Source organism: Polaromonas sp. P4_F9, from assembly GCF_056401235.1.
In genome coordinates, this window is the sequence record NZ_JBFUJT010000012.1 from 37,139 (window position 1) to 55,598 (window position 18,460).

Annotated in this window: 18 protein-coding genes and 3 pseudogenes; 8 read left to right on the forward strand and 13 right to left on the reverse strand. The window is 56.1% G+C overall.

Translation table 11 applies throughout. From position 1 onward, the window contains the following. Nucleotides 1–236 precede the first annotated feature (236 nt). The 4 genes from AC1DUB_RS12385 to AC1DUB_RS12400 all read right to left on the reverse strand — a co-directional run bounded on the left by AC1DUB_RS12385 (nucleotide 237) and on the right by AC1DUB_RS12400 (nucleotide 3,114). A complete protein-coding gene (locus tag AC1DUB_RS12385) occupies nucleotides 237–554 on the reverse strand; it encodes a type II toxin-antitoxin system RelE/ParE family toxin (RefSeq protein WP_041388545.1) in 318 nt (105 codons plus the stop codon). After that, the gene (locus tag AC1DUB_RS12390; RefSeq protein ID WP_011482498.1) at nucleotides 551–823 is read right to left on the reverse strand and encodes a YlcI/YnfO family protein; all 273 of its coding nucleotides are present in this window, start codon (nucleotides 821–823) and stop codon (nucleotides 551–553) included. The genes AC1DUB_RS12385 and AC1DUB_RS12390 overlap by 4 nt, the downstream gene beginning before the upstream one ends. A gap of 192 nt (nucleotides 824–1,015) precedes the next feature. Then, nucleotides 1,016–1,429 carry a hypothetical protein gene (locus AC1DUB_RS12395; RefSeq protein ID WP_041389398.1) on the reverse strand — a complete coding sequence of 138 codons (414 nt, stop codon included), beginning with the start codon at nucleotides 1,427–1,429 and terminating at the stop codon, nucleotides 1,016–1,018. A gap of 221 nt (nucleotides 1,430–1,650) precedes the next feature. Beyond that, nucleotides 1,651–3,114, reverse strand: coding sequence for an integrase domain-containing protein (locus tag AC1DUB_RS12400; protein WP_477729733.1), 1,464 nt, complete (start codon nucleotides 3,112–3,114; stop codon nucleotides 1,651–1,653). Nucleotides 3,115–4,845: 1,731 nt separating this feature from the next. On the opposite strand from AC1DUB_RS12400, the gene AC1DUB_RS12405 reads away from it, so the two are divergent. The 5 genes and pseudogenes from AC1DUB_RS12405 to AC1DUB_RS12425 all read left to right on the forward strand — a co-directional run bounded on the left by AC1DUB_RS12405 (nucleotide 4,846) and on the right by AC1DUB_RS12425 (nucleotide 6,758). Further along, nucleotides 4,846–5,199 (forward strand): hypothetical protein, encoded by a 354-nt coding sequence (locus tag AC1DUB_RS12405; protein ID WP_477729734.1) that lies wholly within the window; start codon nucleotides 4,846–4,848, stop codon nucleotides 5,197–5,199. 175 nt (nucleotides 5,200–5,374) lie between these two features. Beyond that, a complete protein-coding gene (locus AC1DUB_RS12410) occupies nucleotides 5,375–5,686 on the forward strand; it encodes an HU family DNA-binding protein (RefSeq protein ID WP_477729735.1) in 312 nt (103 codons plus the stop codon). Between the two features lie 132 nt (nucleotides 5,687–5,818). Further along, nucleotides 5,819–6,151 (forward strand): hypothetical protein, encoded by a 333-nt coding sequence (locus AC1DUB_RS12415; protein ID WP_477729736.1) that lies wholly within the window; start codon nucleotides 5,819–5,821, stop codon nucleotides 6,149–6,151. Nucleotides 6,152–6,217: 66 nt separating this feature from the next. Continuing rightward, nucleotides 6,218–6,469 (forward strand): annotated as a pseudogene (locus AC1DUB_RS12420) (DUF6988 family protein); the annotation flags it as partial. A 40-nt stretch (nucleotides 6,470–6,509) separates the two neighbouring features. Then, the gene (locus AC1DUB_RS12425; protein WP_477729824.1) at nucleotides 6,510–6,758 is read left to right on the forward strand and encodes a hypothetical protein; all 249 of its coding nucleotides are present in this window, start codon (nucleotides 6,510–6,512) and stop codon (nucleotides 6,756–6,758) included. Nucleotides 6,759–7,032: 274 nt separating this feature from the next. Here AC1DUB_RS12425 and AC1DUB_RS12430 read toward each other — a convergent pair whose 3' ends face one another. From AC1DUB_RS12430 to AC1DUB_RS12445, 4 genes are all read right to left on the reverse strand, one after another. Beyond that, on the reverse strand, nucleotides 7,033–7,161 hold the full coding sequence (locus AC1DUB_RS12430; RefSeq protein WP_477729737.1) for a hypothetical protein: 129 nt from the start codon (nucleotides 7,159–7,161) through the stop codon (nucleotides 7,033–7,035). Between the two features lie 334 nt (nucleotides 7,162–7,495). Next, complete coding sequence (locus tag AC1DUB_RS12435; protein WP_477729738.1) at nucleotides 7,496–9,562, reverse strand: AAA family ATPase; 2,067 nt, start codon at nucleotides 9,560–9,562, stop codon at nucleotides 7,496–7,498. 131 nt (nucleotides 9,563–9,693) lie between these two features. After that, the gene (locus AC1DUB_RS12440; RefSeq protein ID WP_477729739.1) at nucleotides 9,694–10,704 is read right to left on the reverse strand and encodes a recombination directionality factor; all 1,011 of its coding nucleotides are present in this window, start codon (nucleotides 10,702–10,704) and stop codon (nucleotides 9,694–9,696) included. Between the two features lie 65 nt (nucleotides 10,705–10,769). Continuing rightward, nucleotides 10,770–11,753 carry a hypothetical protein gene (locus AC1DUB_RS12445; protein WP_477729740.1) on the reverse strand — a complete coding sequence of 328 codons (984 nt, stop codon included), beginning with the start codon at nucleotides 11,751–11,753 and terminating at the stop codon, nucleotides 10,770–10,772. A gap of 146 nt (nucleotides 11,754–11,899) precedes the next feature. Here AC1DUB_RS12445 and AC1DUB_RS12450 point away from each other — a divergent pair, with 146 nt between their 5' ends. Together AC1DUB_RS12450 and AC1DUB_RS12455 are read left to right on the forward strand one after the other, a co-directional pair. Beyond that, nucleotides 11,900–12,850, forward strand: a complete 951-nt coding sequence (locus AC1DUB_RS12450) for a PD-(D/E)XK nuclease-like domain-containing protein (RefSeq protein ID WP_477729741.1) — start codon at nucleotides 11,900–11,902, stop codon at nucleotides 12,848–12,850. A gap of 215 nt (nucleotides 12,851–13,065) precedes the next feature. Next, nucleotides 13,066–13,441: pseudogene (locus AC1DUB_RS12455) on the forward strand (helix-turn-helix domain-containing protein). A 358-nt stretch (nucleotides 13,442–13,799) separates the two neighbouring features. Here AC1DUB_RS12455 and AC1DUB_RS12460 read toward each other — a convergent pair. Next, nucleotides 13,800–14,099: a hypothetical protein gene (locus AC1DUB_RS12460; protein ID WP_477729742.1), complete on the reverse strand. Its 300-nt coding sequence runs from the start codon at nucleotides 14,097–14,099 to the stop codon at nucleotides 13,800–13,802. A 307-nt stretch (nucleotides 14,100–14,406) separates the two neighbouring features. Here AC1DUB_RS12460 and AC1DUB_RS12465 point away from each other — a divergent pair, with 307 nt between their 5' ends. Next, nucleotides 14,407–14,874 carry a nucleotidyl transferase AbiEii/AbiGii toxin family protein gene (locus AC1DUB_RS12465; RefSeq protein WP_477729818.1) on the forward strand — a complete coding sequence of 156 codons (468 nt, stop codon included), beginning with the start codon at nucleotides 14,407–14,409 and terminating at the stop codon, nucleotides 14,872–14,874. Between the two features lie 66 nt (nucleotides 14,875–14,940). On the opposite strand, the pseudogene AC1DUB_RS12470 reads toward AC1DUB_RS12465, so the two are convergent. The 4 genes and pseudogenes from AC1DUB_RS12470 to AC1DUB_RS12485 form a co-directional block, all read right to left on the reverse strand. Then, a pseudogene (locus tag AC1DUB_RS12470) lies at nucleotides 14,941–16,131 on the reverse strand (tyrosine-type recombinase/integrase); the annotation flags it as partial. 356 nt (nucleotides 16,132–16,487) lie between these two features. Then, nucleotides 16,488–16,997, reverse strand: a complete 510-nt coding sequence (locus tag AC1DUB_RS12475) for a DUF3800 domain-containing protein (RefSeq protein WP_477729819.1) — start codon at nucleotides 16,995–16,997, stop codon at nucleotides 16,488–16,490. A 154-nt stretch (nucleotides 16,998–17,151) separates the two neighbouring features. Next, nucleotides 17,152–17,559, reverse strand: a complete 408-nt coding sequence (locus AC1DUB_RS12480) for a hypothetical protein (protein ID WP_477729743.1) — start codon at nucleotides 17,557–17,559, stop codon at nucleotides 17,152–17,154. A gap of 44 nt (nucleotides 17,560–17,603) precedes the next feature. Then, entirely contained in the window at nucleotides 17,604–18,419 is an 816-nt protein-coding gene (locus tag AC1DUB_RS12485; RefSeq protein WP_477729744.1) for an Abi-alpha family protein, read from the reverse strand. Nucleotides 18,420–18,460 lie beyond the last annotated feature (41 nt).

Sequence of the window (18,460 nt, forward strand, 5' to 3'; positions counted from 1 at the left end):
GGCATCACTGGCCAGGGCAGACGGTTCTGTCGCATTGGCGGTCAAACAGCTTGCTCGTCTATGCTGAGCGCTTTGACTGAAAAGGCTTGAACGAGATGTTGGCTACCAAAGGAAAACCCGCCCGGCCACTACTTTTCGAATTTGGATGCCATGTTCAGCGCCAACGAAAAAGGCCCCGCCATCCAAAAGATGAACTAGGCCTTGAGGTTTGATAAAGATTGCTGCGCTGAGTTTGCTCAGTGGTAATCGCTTTCATGTTGATGCCTGATAGCACCGATGATGACTCGTTGAGAGTCAAGGATTTCGAATAAGGCAACATAGCCGGAGCCGCCGAACGAAATTATGAGTTCACGCACGAATACGCTTTCCCCAACCTTTCGGCAACTGAACGGACTGTGGGCCAATAGCAGGCATGCCTGCTGAATCGTCTCTATTGCGCGAGCTGGAATATCCAGATCCCCAGTTGGGCTGTTCAACTCACGCGCTAATACGTGATCGAACAATCTCTCCAGGTCTTCAACGGCCTCACGGCTGAAGATAACCTGATATGTCATGCTCGCTTGGATTTCCTGGCTGCAGCCAACTTCATCTCCAGTTTGGCAATAACGGCCTCTGCAGGCACGCCATCACCAGAGGAGACGGTGCTGTGAATCGCAGCCATGCCACGACGCATGAATTCTGAATGAACTCGACGCCGTGTCACCTCATTGCGAACCGCAGTTTCCACCAATGATGCCAAGCTTTCGCCTCCTGCAAGGGATTGCTCAATTTCTTTACGAAACGAAGGATCAATTCGCACTGGGGGGATAGTTGCGGTTTTCATGCCCGTAGTGTATCGCTTATGTGATGCATTGGCAATTCATTGCCTTGCCTTGTCCTATCTCCTTAGCCGCGATACAGGTGTTTGATACGCCGATTGCGTTGCCAGGCGAAGGTTTTCGTAAGCCTCCCAAGTAGGAGAGCCTTCCCGTCAGGGATTGGCATGGCTGCCCATGGACCCGCTCCGGTGACTTCCTCATCCCTCATCCCGCCGCCTTGCAGGCAGTTCAATTTCATATGCCTGGGCGATGCGGGCCACCAACTCGACGACGGCGACGTTGCCAAGCTGCAGCGCTTTCGGGTCGATGGACGTGTCGGCAGCGACTGCAACAAGAAACCGCGTCATGTCGGCACCGATCTTTTTGTCGACCGGGATGCGTGTGGCGGGCGCCAGCAGTTGTGAAAGGCGCAGAACATCGTTGAGGTGCTTGCGCACGTCCTTGGCGTCCACCTTGGCGCCCTGCTCTTTCCGCGCCGTCAGTTCCAGCCACGCGATAGCCTTGAGCGGGATCAGGCGGTCTTCGCCGACCCAGGGCAGGCCGTTGACTTCGCGGCGTCCAGCCATGATGAATGCGTAGTAGGCCGTACCACTGCGGCGGGGGCGTCGCATGTCCTGGCGCACTCTGGCCCCAACGGATAGGGAAACGGATTTCCAGCGTCCGCCATGGCCTGCCCATCGGCCTGGCTGATGCCGAAAACCCGCATGTCGTTGTGGCGGCTTTTGGCCTTGAGGGAGGTCGGGCGTACTGCTTGCTGACATGGTGTTTCCTTTCTGAGGGTAAGTTGAGGCTCTGAGTTATCCGGGGTGTGGGGCCGTGGTGCCGTCCTGAATCAGCGGACCATGAGTTCCAATGCGTCATCGGGCTGGCCAGCTTCAAAGTGCTCGCTGAGGTCGATGGCGCGGTCGTACATGCCCATGAGGCGCTGTTTGAGCATGAAGCGGGCATCCCCATCCAGGGGCTGGCAGCTGGCGGTCCGGACGATGAGCCGGAATTTCTCGCTGGCCACGACTTCCAGGCCCATGGCAAAGCGTCCCCCCATCCAGACGGCGACAACGCCGGCGTCTTTCATGGCGGTCTGGAATTCAGGGTTTTCCTCCGTGCGCTGTACCCAGTCACGGATGCGCTGTTTGCGTCCCTTTTCCATCATGGGCAGGGAGCCGGTGTAGGCCTGAGTGATGTCGGGGCGGAAGTGGCCGAGTTCGCGGCTGACCTGTTCCCGGGCGGCCAGATCGGCGCCGCGCACTTCGTCGGTCACGTGCAGGGGGGCGTTCTTTGTCACTGGCGCATCCATGCCTGCCAGTCGGGCATAGCGGCGGGCGGCGTACTGGTGGCGCAGGCCGTGGGCGGTGACGCCGAGCTGGTCGCGGGTGATACCAACTTTGCGGCACTGGTAGTAGAAGTGGGCCTTGCTCTGGTCGAGGCGTTTGCCCTGGATGGAGAGGGTTCCTTTGCGATTTTGCTGGGCGTAGAGTTTGGCCCGTTCAAGGACATCTCGCTGCCACTTGCGCATGGCGGGGTCGTCGTCAAAGTCCACGTCGCGTGGCAAGCCGCCCTTGGTGCCGTGGACGACGCGCAGGTAGGTGCCGCGGTCTGCCGCGTGGGGGTTGAGCTGGATGGATTCCTTCATGCGCAGGCCGAATGCCGCCTGTACCTCCAGTTGGATGGCGGTGATGGCGCTTTCCTTGCGCAGCTCGGCCAGTACCTTGTGCAGGTCTACCTGGTTTTCATCCCAGGCCTTGCTTTCGGTGGGAATGTTCTGACGGGTAATGGGTGCGGTGACGCCCTGGCGGTTGAGCCAAGTCTTCAAGTCCTCTCCCTTGGGGATGGCGCTGCCCTTTCCGATGAACGTGAGGAAGCGGCGCAGGATGCTGATCTTGTTCTGGATGGTGGAGGCGGCCTGGCCCTTGCTGCCCCAGTGTTTGATGAGTTTGGCGGCGTGGCTTTTGCCGATTTCGCCAATGTTCTGAACTCCCGCCCGGATCTCGCGCAGTTCATCGAGCATGCGAATCAGTTCGTCGGAGTAGACGGTGCGGGTGCGCTCGGACACCGGGCGGGGACGGCCGGTACCCGCACGAAGGGTGAATTCACCGAAGAACATGGCCATTTGGGCCTTGGGGTTCCCTTTGTGGCGTTGCTGGGCGCGCTGCAGGACGCTCATGCCCGCGCCAGTGCTCGCCCGTTCGGCCTGGGCGCTGCGCTTGGCGCTTTTGAGTTCCGCGGTGATCTGGCGGTTGACTTCCCGGGCGCTGGGTTCTTTGCCGCCGTCGAGAATAAGTTGGAGTTGTTGGGTCATTCTTACTTTTCCGGTTTTGGTGTACTTACGGGTTTGTGATGAAAGACAGACAACAACACGCTCGGCAATAGCGTGTTGTTGCTTGTCTTGGTCGCTCGGTCACTTTCCTGCTTTCAATTCATAGGGCGCATAAGTCGGGTACAGCTGCAGGGTGTGCGCATGTGCTCATAGGCATCGCTCTTTTCAATCTCACTTCTAAATTTCTATGGTGCTGGCCTCACAAGGGCGCACCTGTCCCCCCACGGTATTTCGTCGCTGGTGATTGGTTTCCTGTTTTTTGCGGCCCCAGGGTGGGCATGTCAGGTTTGGTCGCGGCGCGTTAGCAAGCTCTCCTGCCGGTCCCGTGCGAGGGGGGGCAACTCATTGCAGAGTCACCTGCGCCCCACCCATGATGGGGAGGGCGCAGGGGGTAACTGGATTCCTCCAGAGTCCTTTAAGAGAACCACTCTTCATCCGGCTCGTCGCCGAATGTCTATCATCTACTTGATCCCCTTCTGACATGGAGACCCCAATATGTCTGGCTTACTACCAATCCCTTTGTAGGCCCTGCGGCGGGCTCCCCTCCTCAAACGGAAAGGCGGATCGGTTGTCTCTTACCCAGCTTCTTAGAAGGCATAGCCTTTGAATCGGGAAGAGCAAACGCATGGAACGTAGGTGTTTATCGCGTACCGCTTGCGCGGCTCCTGCTTTGCCCCCACCAGGAGGAGCCAAGACAGGCAGGCTGGAGTTACCAGCGCAAAAGAGCTTGCTTGCGGGCCGACCTCAAACGAGGCGCCCCACTTCCAGCGACAACAAAGTCGGTGACTTGTTTCGTGGCTCAATGAGTATCAAGACTCATAAGCTAAATGTCCCGATGTGAACTTGCTTAGCGAATTGCCAAACAGATTTCAAAAAGGGACTGCTCTTGCGAGCGTTTTTGCCTCGCGGCATGCCGAAACGGCGGCGGTAGTTCAACTACCTGGAGTTCCTTCGTGTGAAGGGCCAGACAACGTATGCGTGTCTGGACTTGTTAAAGGCAGTCACAGGAACTGCGGGCGGCACTTGGCCGACACAGGCGCAAGTCTACTGCAATGTATTTTTCGTTGCAAGCGCGCTGTGCATAAATCGTGGCGGTGATGGTGTTGTCCACAGGTTCAACTTTTCTCTCAGGTACGGTTTCACAGTTTTAGGGTCTCCAGAAATTGCCAGTGGTGGCGCGGCTTTCCCCATCACTCTGGCTTTAATCTTTCTATAAAGGTGGCTCCAAGATGGCTTGTGGATAAAGAGCCACGGGCAAGGCTTTGGCAGGGGACTATGGGGCCTGGAATTGCAATGCCGGCCCCCCCGCACTTGCATATTCGAATGCCCGCTTGTGACCCCGTTTGACATCTCTGCCTAGTTCACTTGCGCGGTGCAAACCCGGCGTGATGCCGTGGCCAAAAATGGCCATTTAAAGCCCATTTTTGGCCACTTGAGTTCTTGAATTTGGTGATTCGAAGCGCGACAAAACACATTGGCCAGAATTGGCCATTTACGGCCCATTTCTGGCCAAATCATTCGACCGACGCAAGTTGCTCACCTAGAATTTTTATCAACACAGCTTGTGTTGCATTTAACTGGAGAGCTTCTATGAAACCTGAAACCCCTGTGCTGGTGGATGTTCACGCCGTGGACGTTGGCTACTTCTCTACCAGACTGCCTATGGGCCGAAAGTTGGTGGGTTACGCCAGCATTATTGCTACCGTATAAGCCATGGCAGATGCAAGCCCCGACAAAGTCCGCATTCGCTTTATTGTCGATAACGACACCCCTGAACTGTTGAAGCGGTTGGCTGATTCGAAGCGTCGGTCGCACGAGATTGTTTACCTGCTGCGACTTGGATTGCAACTGGAAATGAGGCTCAACGGCAAGGTGCCCATGGCTGGCCATGCTTCAGCGGAGCGCGCACCGCCATCGAATCAGGCTCCCGCGCCGGCGGCACCCGTACCTGCACCGGTCTCAGGGACGAGTACCCCAGCTGATATTCCGTTTGGCGGTGACTTCGCTGAATTGACTGGATTGGACGCCGACTACTTTGCGGGCGCGCCAAGCGCCTACTCCGACTAGAAGCGAGTTTGAGATCAGATGCAAAAGTGGCCGGATATTGCGGCCACTTTTTTGGGTCTAGAAAGCCACGAGCATGATTGCGACAGGCCTCTGCACGTTAGGTTTGACCTGCGCTAGATGTCGAATACATGCGGCTATAGAATTGCGTCTCCTTTTAATTTAAGAAATTCTTACTATGAACCGTACCGAACTGATCGAATCCATCGCCGCAGAAACTGACCTTTCCAAAGCCGCCACAGGACGCGTGCTGGAGGTGCTGCTTGAGACTATCCAGAAAGCAGTGAAGAAAGGTGATGGCGTACAGCTGGTTGGGTTTGGCACCTTCAAGTCAACGAAACGCGCGGCACGCACTGGGAAAAATCCACGCACGGGCGAAGCAGTGAAGATCCCGGCCACTACCGTACCCAAGTTTGTGGCTGGCGCAAAGTTCAAGGCAGTGGTGGACCCCAAGGCAGCGCAGCGCAAAGCCGCAAAAGCTGCCAAATAATCTGGACTGGATGAGAGCCGCCTCGGGTGATGAGCCTAAGGCGGTTTTCTTTTGCCTGTTGCATTTTGGGGGGTTGACCTAGGCGGTTTCTGTGAGATTCTGTACATGTCAAAACCAAATTGAGAGGTACATATGACTACTCGTGTTGATAAAGAGCTGACTGCAGAAGACTTTCGCCAGAATTACGTTCCTGAGCCAGCAATGGCTGTTGAAGGCCCGAACCGCCACTGGCTTCTGGATAGCCCTGCAGGTCGCGATCTGCTCAAGTTGAAGCTACTCAAGCTGGACCATCGCTCTGATGTGTCTCTGTGGGGTGAAGGTAAAGAGTTCGATGGCCACCTGAACCGTATGGTGGACGAACTGAAACTGCGTGACCTCGCAAAACCCGAACTCCCCATGGATCTTCTCAAGGTCAATTTCAAGCTGGTCAAGATGATGGCCGCTGTCCAGTTTGGCCTGTCCTAAAGCAGTTCTGTTTTGGGGCTGGCCGCCCTGGGCGGTGTCAGCAGCCCTTCTGTTGGCTGCAGGGTCGTGCTTTACGAAGCTGCCAAGAATGACGCATTTTCTCTTGTAGAACGATCTGAGGTCTTTGCCGTCCATTTGGAAAAGATCGCTGGTCAAATCCAGATTTTCGACATCGCTCCTCGATCCATCTTATGCGCTACCGCATGCGAGCTGAGCATTGAACATTCGCACGCCACGCGCGCACTATTTTTTGCCGGCGCTCCAAACTCAGCCTCTGTCACGTTGCGTGCCCAATATGAGGCCGTCTTACGGGGTGCCTGGGCACTGCACGTAGCAACTGATCATCAGGTGAAGAAACATGGCCAGCCGCTTGATGCTGGCCTTCGAGGCAGTATCGCCAAAGCTGATGACCGACGATGGCCGCAAGCTAGAGGTCAGTTTGGGCCATCGTCTACACGTGGAGATCACCCTACAGATCACTCGACGCGGGTCCATGCTGGAGGGAAGCGGAACAGATCGCTCGAAGGTTGCGCATTTTTGTAAGCGCCTGGAACGCTTGCTGGTCGCCAAACAAAGCGCCGGCATCCATTCATGCAGGCGCGGCTGACCCTTGAGAGAACCGGCTACGGATTAGCTGATATACAAGCCCTGGCCAAACCTGACAAGTAGGTTATCTGGCTTGAGACGGGCACAAGAAGAAATTGAGGGGTCCTATCCGCGAGTTTTAGCACGCGGCTCGGGGTCCGTGGCAGTCCAGGTTCCTCAAGGCTATGTTGCACAGGCGGCAGCCTTCTTGTCGCTGGTCGATGCGAACCTCGCCAGCCTTTGGGCTGAGCTGTTAGCAACAGCCACGCGAGATTGACATCCAGATCGGTCGCTGATTAGTGTTTCAACCAGTCTTGATTCTCAGCAAGCAGTACCTTGTTCTTGCGAGCAACGTACACGCTGAAAAAAATCCCCGCAACGATCACTGCGCCAAGTGCGATTTGGACTATGGTGATCGTTTCCATGATGTTTCCTGTATTTATTGTGCTTCTTAATGGTGCAGATCCATATAGGCATTGGTCATCCCTGCGATTGCTTGCTTATACTTTAAGCAAAACCTGCGTCTATTTCAAGCTCAGCAACGAGCGCTTTCACTATCTTTTCGGCAAGTAATGGCGCGAAGAACCCAAGGACTCACCAAGTGATAGCTAGCGGCCTGGGTCACACAGTCATCAGGTTGTCTCGGGCCTTGCGCTACTGCCACGTCACGGGAGACATCCTGTGCGAAAGCCGACTGTGTGGCGCCAATGGAAAGAATGGCCAGCACCGAAGTCGCAGGCACCCTAGAGATACCAACTTTCAGCACGCAGCCCCCAAAACCATCGCTACACCTCTCTGCACATCGGCAGCGCCAACTTCAATGAAATCATCGTTCGACTGAGAGATTGCACGGTTGACTGCGTACTGCAACACAGCCTCAGCGTTGGCAATGCTCTCATCACCCAACATGGATGCAATAGTCGAGGCATCCAAACCAGACTGCAAACCAATCTTGCGGTTTGTGAACCATTGCTCAATATGCGTGGTCAACTGGTCTTCGTCCGGACGGACAAATGCAACCTTCTCTGTGAAGCGACCACCACGCAGCAGAGCGGAATCAATCCGCTCTGGATTGTTGGTAGCAGCCACCCACACCACGTCGCGCACACGGTCATTCACGCCGTCCATGATGGTCAAGAGTTTATTGGTGGCTTCCGAATTGCGGGATGCTTCACGGGAAATCAGCAAATCATCTGCCTCGTCCACAAAGATGATGCACGGACGCAAATCCTTGGCCTGCGCGTAGAGCTTGTCCAGGGCCTTGGGGTCACGCACCAGGTCGGGACCGGTCCTGATCAGGAATGCCCACTCGACTTCCTTCGCCAGAGCCTTGCAAGCGGCGGTCTTACCCGTGCCAGGTGGGCCGAAGAACAGGACGCCAGAAGGCAATGTGCCACCGAGGCGTTCAATGCGCTGTGGGTCTTTCAGCCGGCTTGCAAGCATCGTGAGAGCCTCCCGCGTCACCTCCGGCAGCACCATGTCAGCCATGGCCTTGACATTCTCAGGCGAGGCGCCCTTACGGCCCTGCAGCCGGCGCAATGCTGCCATGAAGTCGTCAAACTCCAGCTCACCCTTGAAAGTGCCTTGCTCACGTGCTTCTGCCACGTAGGAAGGCATTTCCTCAGTCACGGCAAGGATTCGCTTCACGGAAAAGCCATTCCAACGTTGAGCGACGCTTTTGATGGTCGCCTGATTCACACGCAAAGTGGGTGCATTGGTGCTCAAACCGGCGGTCAGCAGGCCAATACGCGCGGCTTCATCCGGCGGGGTGATTTCGACCTTGAAGTCAAACCGACCTTCACGAATGGCGGCACCGTCAAGGCGATCCACGTAGTTCGTTGCAGCCACGACCACCACACGATGCTTGCGAATTTCGATCAGCAGCGTCAGAAGGGAATTGGTGACATCGCTGTCTTCCTTGGTCTGGGCGCTATCCGTTGACCGATCAGGCAAGAAGCTGTCGATTTCGTCAATGAAGAAGACGCAGGGCTGTGATCGAATCGCCTGCTCAAAAGCAGCCTTCACTTTTTCAGTGCGTTCTCCTACCCAGCGACTGGCCACATCCGAGTGGGTGAGTGTCAGCAATGGGAGCTTCAGCTCACCGGCAAGCGCTTCGGCAAAGACCGTTTTGCCATTGCCGGCTTCACCGTCCATCAAGATACCGTTTCGGGCCTTGCCCTGGCCACCCTTAGGCGCATCCACGATGGCGCGGCCAGCCTCCAACAGTCGACGCTTGATCGCTGTGTTGCCGTGAATGTCCCTGAATGTGATCTTGGCCACTTCCTTGCGTGCCACGTTCGTGTGCTGTGCCTGCTGGGAGGAATCACCGTAATGCACACGTGAGCGCTCGCCAATTACGAAACCGTAGAGCCAACCCGTTTTGATGATGACCCAGCTCAGGAACGTCATGGCGCCAAGTGCCGCCACAAGCACATAGTTGGTTGCCACAACCTTGGTGCCAAAGGCACCCCAAAAGGCGAAGAACACGATGTAAGGCGTCATGACTGCGGGCACAAAGGCACGAAGGCTGTCACTGGTCAATTCTGGCTCATAGGGAATCGTGCCGTTTGCATCTGCAAGGCGCTTGCACATCCAGATGCGCGCCACATGAAGCAGCAGTTGGTAGGCAATCAAGCACAGCAGCACACCGGCTTCGGGGGTGAAGTTACCGAGGACCCGGAAGCTCAGCGGAGCTTCCTTGCTGCTCGTCCAGACACCGAACAGCATCATGGCGGACAGGACGGCAATGGCTGCTGGCAATACGCCAAACAGCCAAAAGCCTACTGTTTGCAGAAGGCGGTTCAGGTAATGTGATCTAGCTTTCATATGAGAATCCCGTGTCTATTTACAATCAAATTAGCACGGTGTTGTCCACTGTCAACACCCCCATGGAGAAAGGAATGCTCTCTCCAATAACCAGTCGTGTGACGTTTTGATTGCTCAGCTGGATTCAGAAATCAGACTTGGATTGTTGACCCGGAGCAGTGGGCCTTTTCCCCGGAGGCCTCACCGGCACGCGCCATAGCATGGGCAATGACATTTTCCGCAAGGGATGCGCCCGCAACCTGTCCCTTTGCACCCGTCAGCTGGTCAACAAGCGAGGCGCCGCCACTTCGACGAGCTGCAGTAGCTGGCCGCTGGGTGTAAAAGTCAGTCACGATTTCAAAATCTTCTTCGCCCACACCATCGGTGGCGGCTGTGTAGGCCGTATCCACGTCAGCCTCCAACCCCGCTTCAGACTCCTCCATCCGGGCGTTCTTGACGGCCTTCATGGCGTCCAATTCAGTAGCCATTCCCAAGGCAATTTTGAAGACATCGAACGATTCGAAGTCACTGGCCTGATTGGAGGTCTGCCAGATCTGAAGCTTGAGCGGAACATGGCGCAGCCCACCGAAACGTCGTTCCACCAGCTCCAGCTGGCCCTTGAGGGTCTTGTAGGTGTTGTATGACGAGGAACGGACCTCAAAAGTGCTCAGGGGGTTGTCCTGGCCGGGTATCTGCACAGACATGCAGACCTGGCGCCGGCACCGTGCCTGGCCAGAGGCTACAAACTCGCAGGTTTCAGGCCCTGAGCAAGGCGCATCCATCACCACGCGCACGTTTTCATCCGACAGTGAGGTGCGTTTGGCCTTTTCCCCGTTGCCCCGGCAAACAGGGCGGCCATCTGCGTCATACGCCTGGTAGGCCACGGTCAGGGCATTGCTGGTCTTTCCAAAGAACATGCGGATTGGCAGCTCCACCAGCTTCCCGGCTTCCTTGTTGGGCTTTTCTTCCATCAGCTTATCCCGCATGGGGTGCTTCGCCAGACGGGGGACTTCAATCGCATCTGCCTCTCGGGCCTGGTGATGGCGTGAGAGAATTTCCATGCTGCCATCAAACACAATCTTCTCTGCGCCGGGCTCGGAAGTGGTGGCGATGCGAATGATCCCTTCGGCAAAGGGACGAACGGGAGTGGTGCTGAGGTTCATTTGTTAGCTCTCCGAATTGATAGTGCGCCAAGAGCGCGTTGCATACCCATATCAACACACAAACATCAGTTGTCAAGGGTCGGGTGGGCGGTTTTCTTGTGTTCCAACTCCTGCATGTCCACCGGTACGTCAAACATCGGCGCGATCTGCTGGAGCACGCTCAAAACGTCACTCAGTCTTTGTGTGCCAATCTGGTGAAGGCGCAATGTGAACTGGGTCAGCTCAACCTGCTTGTTCCTCAGTTTCAACGTCACTTTCACCACGTCGCGGGCCGCTAGTGAGGGCATCACCGTCCAGCCCTCAATGCCAACGGCCTCATTGAGTTTGCTCAACCACAAAGAAACGCCGTCCGTGATGGCGAACTGGATGCGCTCGGGAGCCAGGACAATGGGCGCTGTTTCCATGTGACTGGACGAAGTGGATGCCTGGATTTGCAAACAATATTTGATAACGTCCTTGAGACGCTTGTCCATCAGGCCATTGGAGCTGGGCAGGTCACGCCATCCCTTGTGCGTGGAGCGTCCAATTACCACGAATCCAAGGCGCGGCGCCTCGTCAGGCAGAGAAACCTGTTCCGTGGTGAATGAGGCCCGAACCTTGCGGCAGCCTGGAATGAGTCTTTCCAGGTGTGCGCGCAATACACCGGGTCGCCATGTCGTCACCCAGTCCATTGGCGCAATGTCGTCAAAAAGCGTTGTCCGGCCGTCATCGTTGAACCAGCTGCCCAGAGCCTCACGTACCTGATTGCGAACGCCTTTCCAGACTTGGGCGTTGTCGATCACATGGCAACCTTGCATGGTAATCACCGGCAGCATGAAGAGTTCACAGAAAACATTCCGCTCATGGTGCACATACGCAAGCCGGCTAACCAGGCTGGTCAAGGCCTCGTGCGCAGAGTCGTTGCTGGCTTGCTCATCCATCAGCCGCCAGATTGCCGGTTCGTCAGTGTTCGATACCGCCTCATCCAGCTGGGCGATCCAGCTTTTCATGCTGACGTCAGCCGAAGCATCTACTGCCATGTGTTCGATAGTGAGTTCAGTTTGCTGCATGGTTTTTGTTCATTCCTTGCATTCAAATTAACACGGCATCTGTGTTGGTCAAGACCTCTGCTGTGTCTTCTTGCCAATTTCTTTTCCCACCCCTTGACGAAGCGCCCTTTCGTGTTTTCATAGACAAAAGCACCTGAGAGGTTGATATGAACACCGAAACCGTTTTGAATTCTTCTGCATTGATGTTCGCCGCTGGCCAAGGCTATGAATCCGAGAGCACTCCTGGCTTTGCTGCAGGCTCGCGCATGTATGCAAATTTGCCCGCTGCCCAGTACCACAGTGACAAGGAAGCGTTGAGCTGCAGCATGCTCAAGCCGCTGCTCGAGTCCCCTGCCCATTTCCAGGCCCACCTGCTGTCGGTCAACAAGGCCACCAAAGCCATGGATTTCGGCAGCCTGGTGCACGGTCTGGTACTGGAGCCTCACCTGATCGGCACTGAGTTCTCCATCTACCCCGGCATAGCCGACGGACGCGCAGCCGAATACAAGTCCTTCCTCGCCAAACATGCAAGCCGCCTGGTGGTTGACGAGCCCACCTTTGCATGCGCCCGAAAGTTGGCTGAGAAAATTCTGCATCGCATCGTGTTTGGCCGCCCCTTTGGCGACTTTGTGAACGAAGGCATCCCCGAGGCCAGCATTTACGTGGAAGAGCCCACTACAGGCTTGATGCTGCGTACCCGCCTGGACCTCTACCACCCCGAATACAGCTTCGACTTGAAGACCACCCGCCATGGGACGATCAATGCCTTCATTCGTGACGCGGTGGACCTGCACTATGACTTCCAGGCCTTCATGTACACCATCGCCCGCTCTCTTTACGAAGGCAGGACCAATCCCGCAAAGTTTGTCTTCATTGCGGCAGAAACCGAAGCACCCAACTCCATCCATCAGATCACGGCGGGGCAATCATTCATGAGCAACGGTGCGAGGAAATTTCAGGAGGTTCTGTCTGTTTACACGGCCTGCATGCAAACCGGCTTCTGGCCTGACTCCAGTGGCAACGCAGAGGCCGAAATCGAGCCGTGGCAGAGTTTTAGCAGCAGCAAGTCCGACTGGAAAGCTGCGCTGGGCGGCTACCAGCTTTCTACGACGCATTAGGCCTACTTGGCGCGGATCAGTCTCGGTTTGATCCTGTTTACCACCTTCAACATGTCGTTATCCATGTTGAAGGATTTTGCGAAAAAATTGGGTGTCGAACGGAACGACGGAACTGCAGCGTTATGCAAAGATCTACGTCAAGTTCGTCGGCATGCACAAGCACTACGACGCCATTGACGCTGAAACCGTCGAGCAATTTTGAAAGGAGTTTGAGCATGGAAATCAAGCCCATCCACACCGACGCCGACTACAAGGCGACGCTGCGGGAAGTGTCCGGCCTTATCGATCTGGACCCGGAACCCGCCACGCCAGAGGGCGATCGCCTCGACATCCTAGCGACGCTCGTGCAGGCCTATGAAGCGAAGCACTACCCGATCGCCCCGCCCGACCCTATCGAGGCGATCAAGTTCCGCATGGATCAGGAGGTCTGACGGTCAAGGATTTGGAGTCCATCATCGGGCCGTCGCACCGTATTAGATGCTGAATCGCACGCGCCCGCTAACGCTGCACACGATCCGTCGCCTGCATCGCCGGCTGCACATCCCCGCCGAGGTGCTGATCCACCAAGGCGAAGAAGTCACCATCGCTTGACCGGCCAGCCTGCCGGAGTTTTTAACGCAATGGAGTGCGACAAGTTTCAGCACAAATTGTCGCAGGGCTCCGAGCAAAAAGCCGGTACATCTCAGGGTACCGGCTTGAGGCGCTGCAAGAATCGGCTCGGAGAGGTCGGGACCCGGCTGCTTATGGTTTCAGGCGCTCAAGCATGAAAGGGAGCACAACGTTTTCGACGGTGCGCACAAGCCGTAGCTCGCCGCCCAGGAAGACCCGCACGTGTGCAGGGTACTCTGCGTTCTGGGCTTCGATTTCCCGGCGCAAAGCCTCCAGCCCTTGACATGTCAGCCGTCATTCGGTCGAGCTCGCGTTCGCTGATTCGGCGGTTCAGGCACCATTACTCCACCCCCAACAGGCGACGCAGGTCGGCAGTATTCCAGGCTAGTCGCCCAAAAATGCGGATTGGGCTTACTGGACCGTTCTGATAGGTCGCCCAGCATCGTAATGTTTGCGGCTCTCGATTCAGATAATAGGCCGCCGCCGCGGTGGTTACTGTCGGCCTGGTTTCCCTCTCGAGAGGTTGAAACTGTCGCAGGCCTGTTGCCTCTTCCAATGTCGGTGTATTGGGCAGGCGGCGGATGTCATCACCCACGATGCTCGTCGGCTGATTTTTTGATTTACCTGAAAATAATCCCATGTGACGTTCCCTGCAGTAGTGCGCTAATCGTAGGTCAGTGGTCTGCATCTTTTTCCCGCCCAACACACATGAAACAGTGCATTGCTCGTGTGGAGGCGTCCGGATGCGAGGCTCCAGGACTTCCGAAACGCTTTGAACAGGCCAAGATAAAAGCCCCCACTGATGCTTCACAGCCTCGATGGGGGCCTCTTGTGTGCCACAGACTTGCGTCTGCAGCGCTTAACAGTCGTAGTGTTCGCTGAACGTTTGAGCAACGTAGTGACTGTCAAAGCAGCGATGCCGGGCGCTAGCCAGCATTGATTTTGCGATGGGCACTAAGGACCGGGTTGCCAAAGCAGTTTTGAACTGTAGAGCCTACACGGTCCGACTTGCAGTCAACAAGCTAACGCCTGTACGAACCGCCAGCCAGGCAAACCGCACAAGACTCCTGGTGAAAAGTGCAGCGCACTTAACGTCAGCTGCTGTATCGCCTATTGATCTCTCCGTCCACGCGCACAACTTCTTGCTCAAGGGCGCGCTGTTGTTTTCGATCTGGTATGACCTGCCGCACCGGCCGACGCGCGATGCCGACTTGTTGGGCTTTGGCCCCGATGACATCGACTCGATCGTGGCCACCTCCCGCGAAATCTGCCGGATCCCGGTGGAAGACGGGATCGGGTTCGATCCCACCTCGGTCAAGGGAGCGGAAATCGCAAGGAGGCCTGGCTACGGAGGCCACCACACGCAGCGCACCAGGCACAGACTTGGCATTGAACACAACACCGGCCTGCCCTAAGATGTACGCCTCGATCTGCTCCAGATACGGCCGCAGGGCATCCACACTTCGCGGCCTATAGCCCTCTGCGGTTGCGCTCGGCTGATGCCCCATCACTTGCGCAATGGCCCCTTCAGGAGCCCCGGCAGCTTCACCCAGCAGCGAAAACGAACGGCGCAGCCCGTGAATCGTCAGGGTCGTGATTCCAGCAGCCAGCAGCACCTTGGTGTGACTGGCGCGGGTGTCGGTGATGCGGCCAGACTTGCCAGCGGACGCAAAAACATATTTGCTCACTCTTGGCAGTGTTGCCAGCAGTTGCGCCAGATAAGGCGTCAGCGGAATGGTGCGGGTCGCCTCCACCTTGTCGGCCAGCGTCAACTTGTGCCACCGAAAATCCACATCAGTCCATTTCAGCGCCGCCATTTCTTCGCGGCGAGCGCCGGTTAGCAGCAAGGCACGCAGGTACACGCTGGCGGTGCGGTTGCCCAACTGCTCCGCTGCGCCCCACCAGCCGGGCAATTGGGCGGCCTCAAGCGCATCGGTGCGGCGCTTGTTACCGGGCAGGCTCTCCACAATGGCAGCAGCTTTGCCAGCGTCACGGTCAATCAGCGAACGGTAAGCCGGACGTGCAGAGCACCAGCGCAAAAAGCCCTTGAACATCATGAAGGCGCGGGCGGCTTGGTGCTTGCCGGCCAGGGACTCGCGGTCGAACCAGGCCTTCAGCGCATCCTCGTGCACCTCTGTCATCTGCAGCGCCAGCAGCGGGTAAATCGGGCCTTGGCGGGTCAGGCCCTGCCCTCGCTTCTTCTTCACGCCACCGGGCGTGGCCATCAGTTCGAGGTCGGCACGATAGCCGGGTTTCCACGCATCCCGGCGCTTGGGCTTGCCTTCCTGCAGATAGGTCTGCCACACTTCGCCCACGGTCAACGAGGCCACCTTGTCGGCCAGCACCTTGGCAGCGGCGGCGGCCTTCTTTTCGGCACCAGCGGCCACGGCATCACGCTTCAGGTCTCGCGGATCGCGCCCTTCGTCAATGAGGCGCTGCAGCGCTCTGGCCTTTTCTTGAGCCTGGGGGATGCTCCATGCGTCGGGGCTCCCGATGGTCACGCGGATGGTCTTTTCCTGATAGCGCCCCTGGAACACATAGGACGGTTTTCCGGCTGCTGTTGTCCTGAGCCCGAGCCCCGGGGTGGCTGCGTCCCACAAAAAAACCTGGGACTTTTCAGCCGGGCACTTGAACCCGGCCACCCGGCCGGCGGTGAATGCAATCCTTGCCATATCGAACCTTCTCCTTACGATTACATTGCCACGATGTAACGGTGGATGTAAGCAAATTTTCCGAATATTGATCAATTTCCATCAACGCTTGGCCTGTTCAAATATCCAGGCAACCCATTGTAAGCTATTGATCTATATAGATTTTACAACGAAGATCAACGATGACAAATAGTTGCATTTTGTCATTCGTAATGAGAAGGTCGGGTGTTCGATTCATCTCTCCGGCACCAATTCAAGCGGTAAATAGCGATAGTGGTCACTTACAGGTGATTGCTGATGTCATTTCTGGCGACAGTCGATTTTCCGCATTAAAAAGCCTCCCTTGTGGAGGCTTTTTCTTTTTCTGCTCAATTTTGTCAACGTTTGCCCGGTTTCAGGATCATCGGTCGGCACACTTTGATCATCAGCTTTACGGCGTCAGACGCGGTTTGGTCGGCTACATCTTCAGCGTCCGCAAAAGAAACTAAATGAATGGGCGGGTTATGGCGCTCATTTTGTAAAGTCAATTTACCCAGAGCTTTAGCGACCACAGTATTTGCGTCAAACTGTCCTCGCAAACATTTCCTGAGGCCAGATGCAAGTAAGTCTGCGACCTGGACGCCGATTGAATTTCTCGAGTCCTCAAATTTGAGATCTTCTCGAATCAGCTTCTGTATGTTCATCGCATGCTCAATTTTGACGTTGTGCTGCTCTTGCAAGTAATTGGGTACGTCACCATCCGCTACGTCGTAGGAATTGAAGTGACGGTAGTCAAAGCCTTCTACCTTTGCAGAAGGTTCACGAAGCGATCTTGTCTGTAACAGCGCAGGGGCTATGTTTTCGAAGGCTTCTTCAAACGTGGTCTTCGACGTATTTTTTTGATCGATAGGCTTTCGGGTCTATCCCCTTCTTCACGTAGTCAGTACGTAACCGCTGCGTAATTATTGCCCCAAGTCGTCTTTTCCTGCAGGCTTGGCACTAGACCGCTTTTTGGCTCCTCCCACTCGGATGATGGAACGAACTCTCCCGTTTGCCCATAGCTCAGCCCTTAACGGCCTGCCCCACCATCTCGATCAAACCCTTCAATTCAGCCGCCATAGGAATCAACGCAGGCGTTTGCCCACTATGAACTATGGTTTTCTTTTCCCCCTGCTGATACCGAAAATAAAAATCTGGCCCGTGGCCTGAACTTAGTATCGTGACCCAATCCGGCGGCACGCGTGGAATGCTCAAACGCATTTCCTCGTATGCCATATTCCACAAAATCACCAGATTGTGTCGAACATCATGGTCACCCAGAATCTTGCGCTTTCCCGCATGCCATAAGAAAGCTTTAAGCGCACACTCCAAAGCATGCGCGGCAAGTAATGCGCAGCCCCTTGAAGAAACTGTCGGCGGCAAAGCGGAAAGTGCCTCCACCCCTTGCAAAAGATCGCGCGCAACAATCATGTAGCCATCGCCTTCAGTTGGCTGGAGCATGTGCATAGCTGGCATTAAGTTGCCCGTTGTGGGGCCGTTTGGGGACTTGTAGTGCCGTCCCGCGTTTTCGTTGGCGACGGCTCGGTCACCGCTGCAATGAAGTGTCGGCCGAAGCTCGTCACTTCCAATTCGATACGCCGATGCTGTGCGCTAAGCTGATTTATCAGTTCACCCTTCAGCCGCTGCACATCATTGACAAGGTCAACAAGCACCTGCATGCCTTGTTCTGGACGTATGAAATTCCCGTAGGGCTTCGGCGCAAGCTTTTTCAAGTCGGTCTGCCCGTAAGGCGTGGCTCGCCAATCCAAAAGACCTAGCCTCACAAGATTGGAGAGCGCCTGTGCGTAGTCGTCGGGCTCAATGTCTGTCGCACGGGCAGCGGAAAATGGGTGGATTCGTCCGTGAGATACCGAGCGAAGAACGACCGCGTCGACGGCCCGCATCTCGCCAATGACGGTGGCAAAGCCGGGATGCACATGCTTCACCATTTCTGTGTTTGATGCGGCGGCGAGCAGGTTGGCAAATAGCTCTTGGATGTCCGGCTCATCCGCGGAATATGCTGCGTGCTTGAGGACTGCGCAGCCGATCCGCATCGGCGGCTCCTGGCGATGCTCCAAGGGGATTTCTTCAAACCGATGCGCATATTTGCTGCGGAATCGCTCTAGGTTGCTGCTCACGTAGTCAACGGGAAGACCAACTACGTTGTCGATCAAGCGAAGGATGGAATCGGAAGTCTTGACGGCGCGACGTACCAGCGGTCTCAAGTCTTCCACCACCCCGCCCTTCAGCGTGACCCCATCCGGGCCTAAAGAAACTTCGCCGTCAGCCATCACGTCTCCTAGGGAATCGATCACGCATTCTCACCGAGAAC

What these genes read in the sequence shown, in the direction of transcription:
- AC1DUB_RS12450 (WP_477729741.1), top strand. Translation starts at nt 11,900, where the DNA reads ATGAACACCGAAACCGTTTTGAATTCTTCTGCATTGATGTTCGCCGCT.
- AC1DUB_RS12460 (WP_477729742.1), bottom strand. Translation starts at nt 14,099, where the DNA reads ATGGGATTATTTTCAGGTAAATCAAAAAATCAGCCGACGAGCATCGTG.
- AC1DUB_RS12400 (WP_477729733.1), bottom strand. Translation starts at nt 3,114, where the DNA reads ATGACCCAACAACTCCAACTTATTCTCGACGGCGGCAAAGAACCCAGC.
- AC1DUB_RS12435 (WP_477729738.1), bottom strand. Translation starts at nt 9,562, where the DNA reads ATGAAAGCTAGATCACATTACCTGAACCGCCTTCTGCAAACAGTAGGC.
- AC1DUB_RS12395 (WP_041389398.1), bottom strand. Translation starts at nt 1,429, where the DNA reads ATGCGACGCCCCCGCCGCAGTGGTACGGCCTACTACGCATTCATCATG.
- AC1DUB_RS12430 (WP_477729737.1), bottom strand. Translation starts at nt 7,161, where the DNA reads ATGGAAACGATCACCATAGTCCAAATCGCACTTGGCGCAGTGATCGTT.
- AC1DUB_RS12425 (WP_477729824.1), top strand. Translation starts at nt 6,510, where the DNA reads ATGGCCAGCCGCTTGATGCTGGCCTTCGAGGCAGTATCGCCAAAGCTG.
- AC1DUB_RS12485 (WP_477729744.1), bottom strand. Translation starts at nt 18,419, where the DNA reads ATGGCTGACGGCGAAGTTTCTTTAGGCCCGGATGGGGTCACGCTGAAG.
- AC1DUB_RS12405 (WP_477729734.1), top strand. Translation starts at nt 4,846, where the DNA reads ATGGCAGATGCAAGCCCCGACAAAGTCCGCATTCGCTTTATTGTCGAT.
- AC1DUB_RS12440 (WP_477729739.1), bottom strand. Translation starts at nt 10,704, where the DNA reads ATGAACCTCAGCACCACTCCCGTTCGTCCCTTTGCCGAAGGGATCATT.
- AC1DUB_RS12410 (WP_477729735.1), top strand. Translation starts at nt 5,375, where the DNA reads ATGAACCGTACCGAACTGATCGAATCCATCGCCGCAGAAACTGACCTT.
- AC1DUB_RS12415 (WP_477729736.1), top strand. Translation starts at nt 5,819, where the DNA reads ATGACTACTCGTGTTGATAAAGAGCTGACTGCAGAAGACTTTCGCCAG.
- AC1DUB_RS12390 (WP_011482498.1), bottom strand. Translation starts at nt 823, where the DNA reads ATGAAAACCGCAACTATCCCCCCAGTGCGAATTGATCCTTCGTTTCGT.
- AC1DUB_RS12445 (WP_477729740.1), bottom strand. Translation starts at nt 11,753, where the DNA reads ATGCAGCAAACTGAACTCACTATCGAACACATGGCAGTAGATGCTTCG.
- AC1DUB_RS12465 (WP_477729818.1), top strand. Translation starts at nt 14,407, where the DNA reads ATGGGCACTAAGGACCGGGTTGCCAAAGCAGTTTTGAACTGTAGAGCC.
- AC1DUB_RS12480 (WP_477729743.1), bottom strand. Translation starts at nt 17,559, where the DNA reads ATGATTGTTGCGCGCGATCTTTTGCAAGGGGTGGAGGCACTTTCCGCT.
- AC1DUB_RS12385 (WP_041388545.1), bottom strand. Translation starts at nt 554, where the DNA reads ATGACATATCAGGTTATCTTCAGCCGTGAGGCCGTTGAAGACCTGGAG.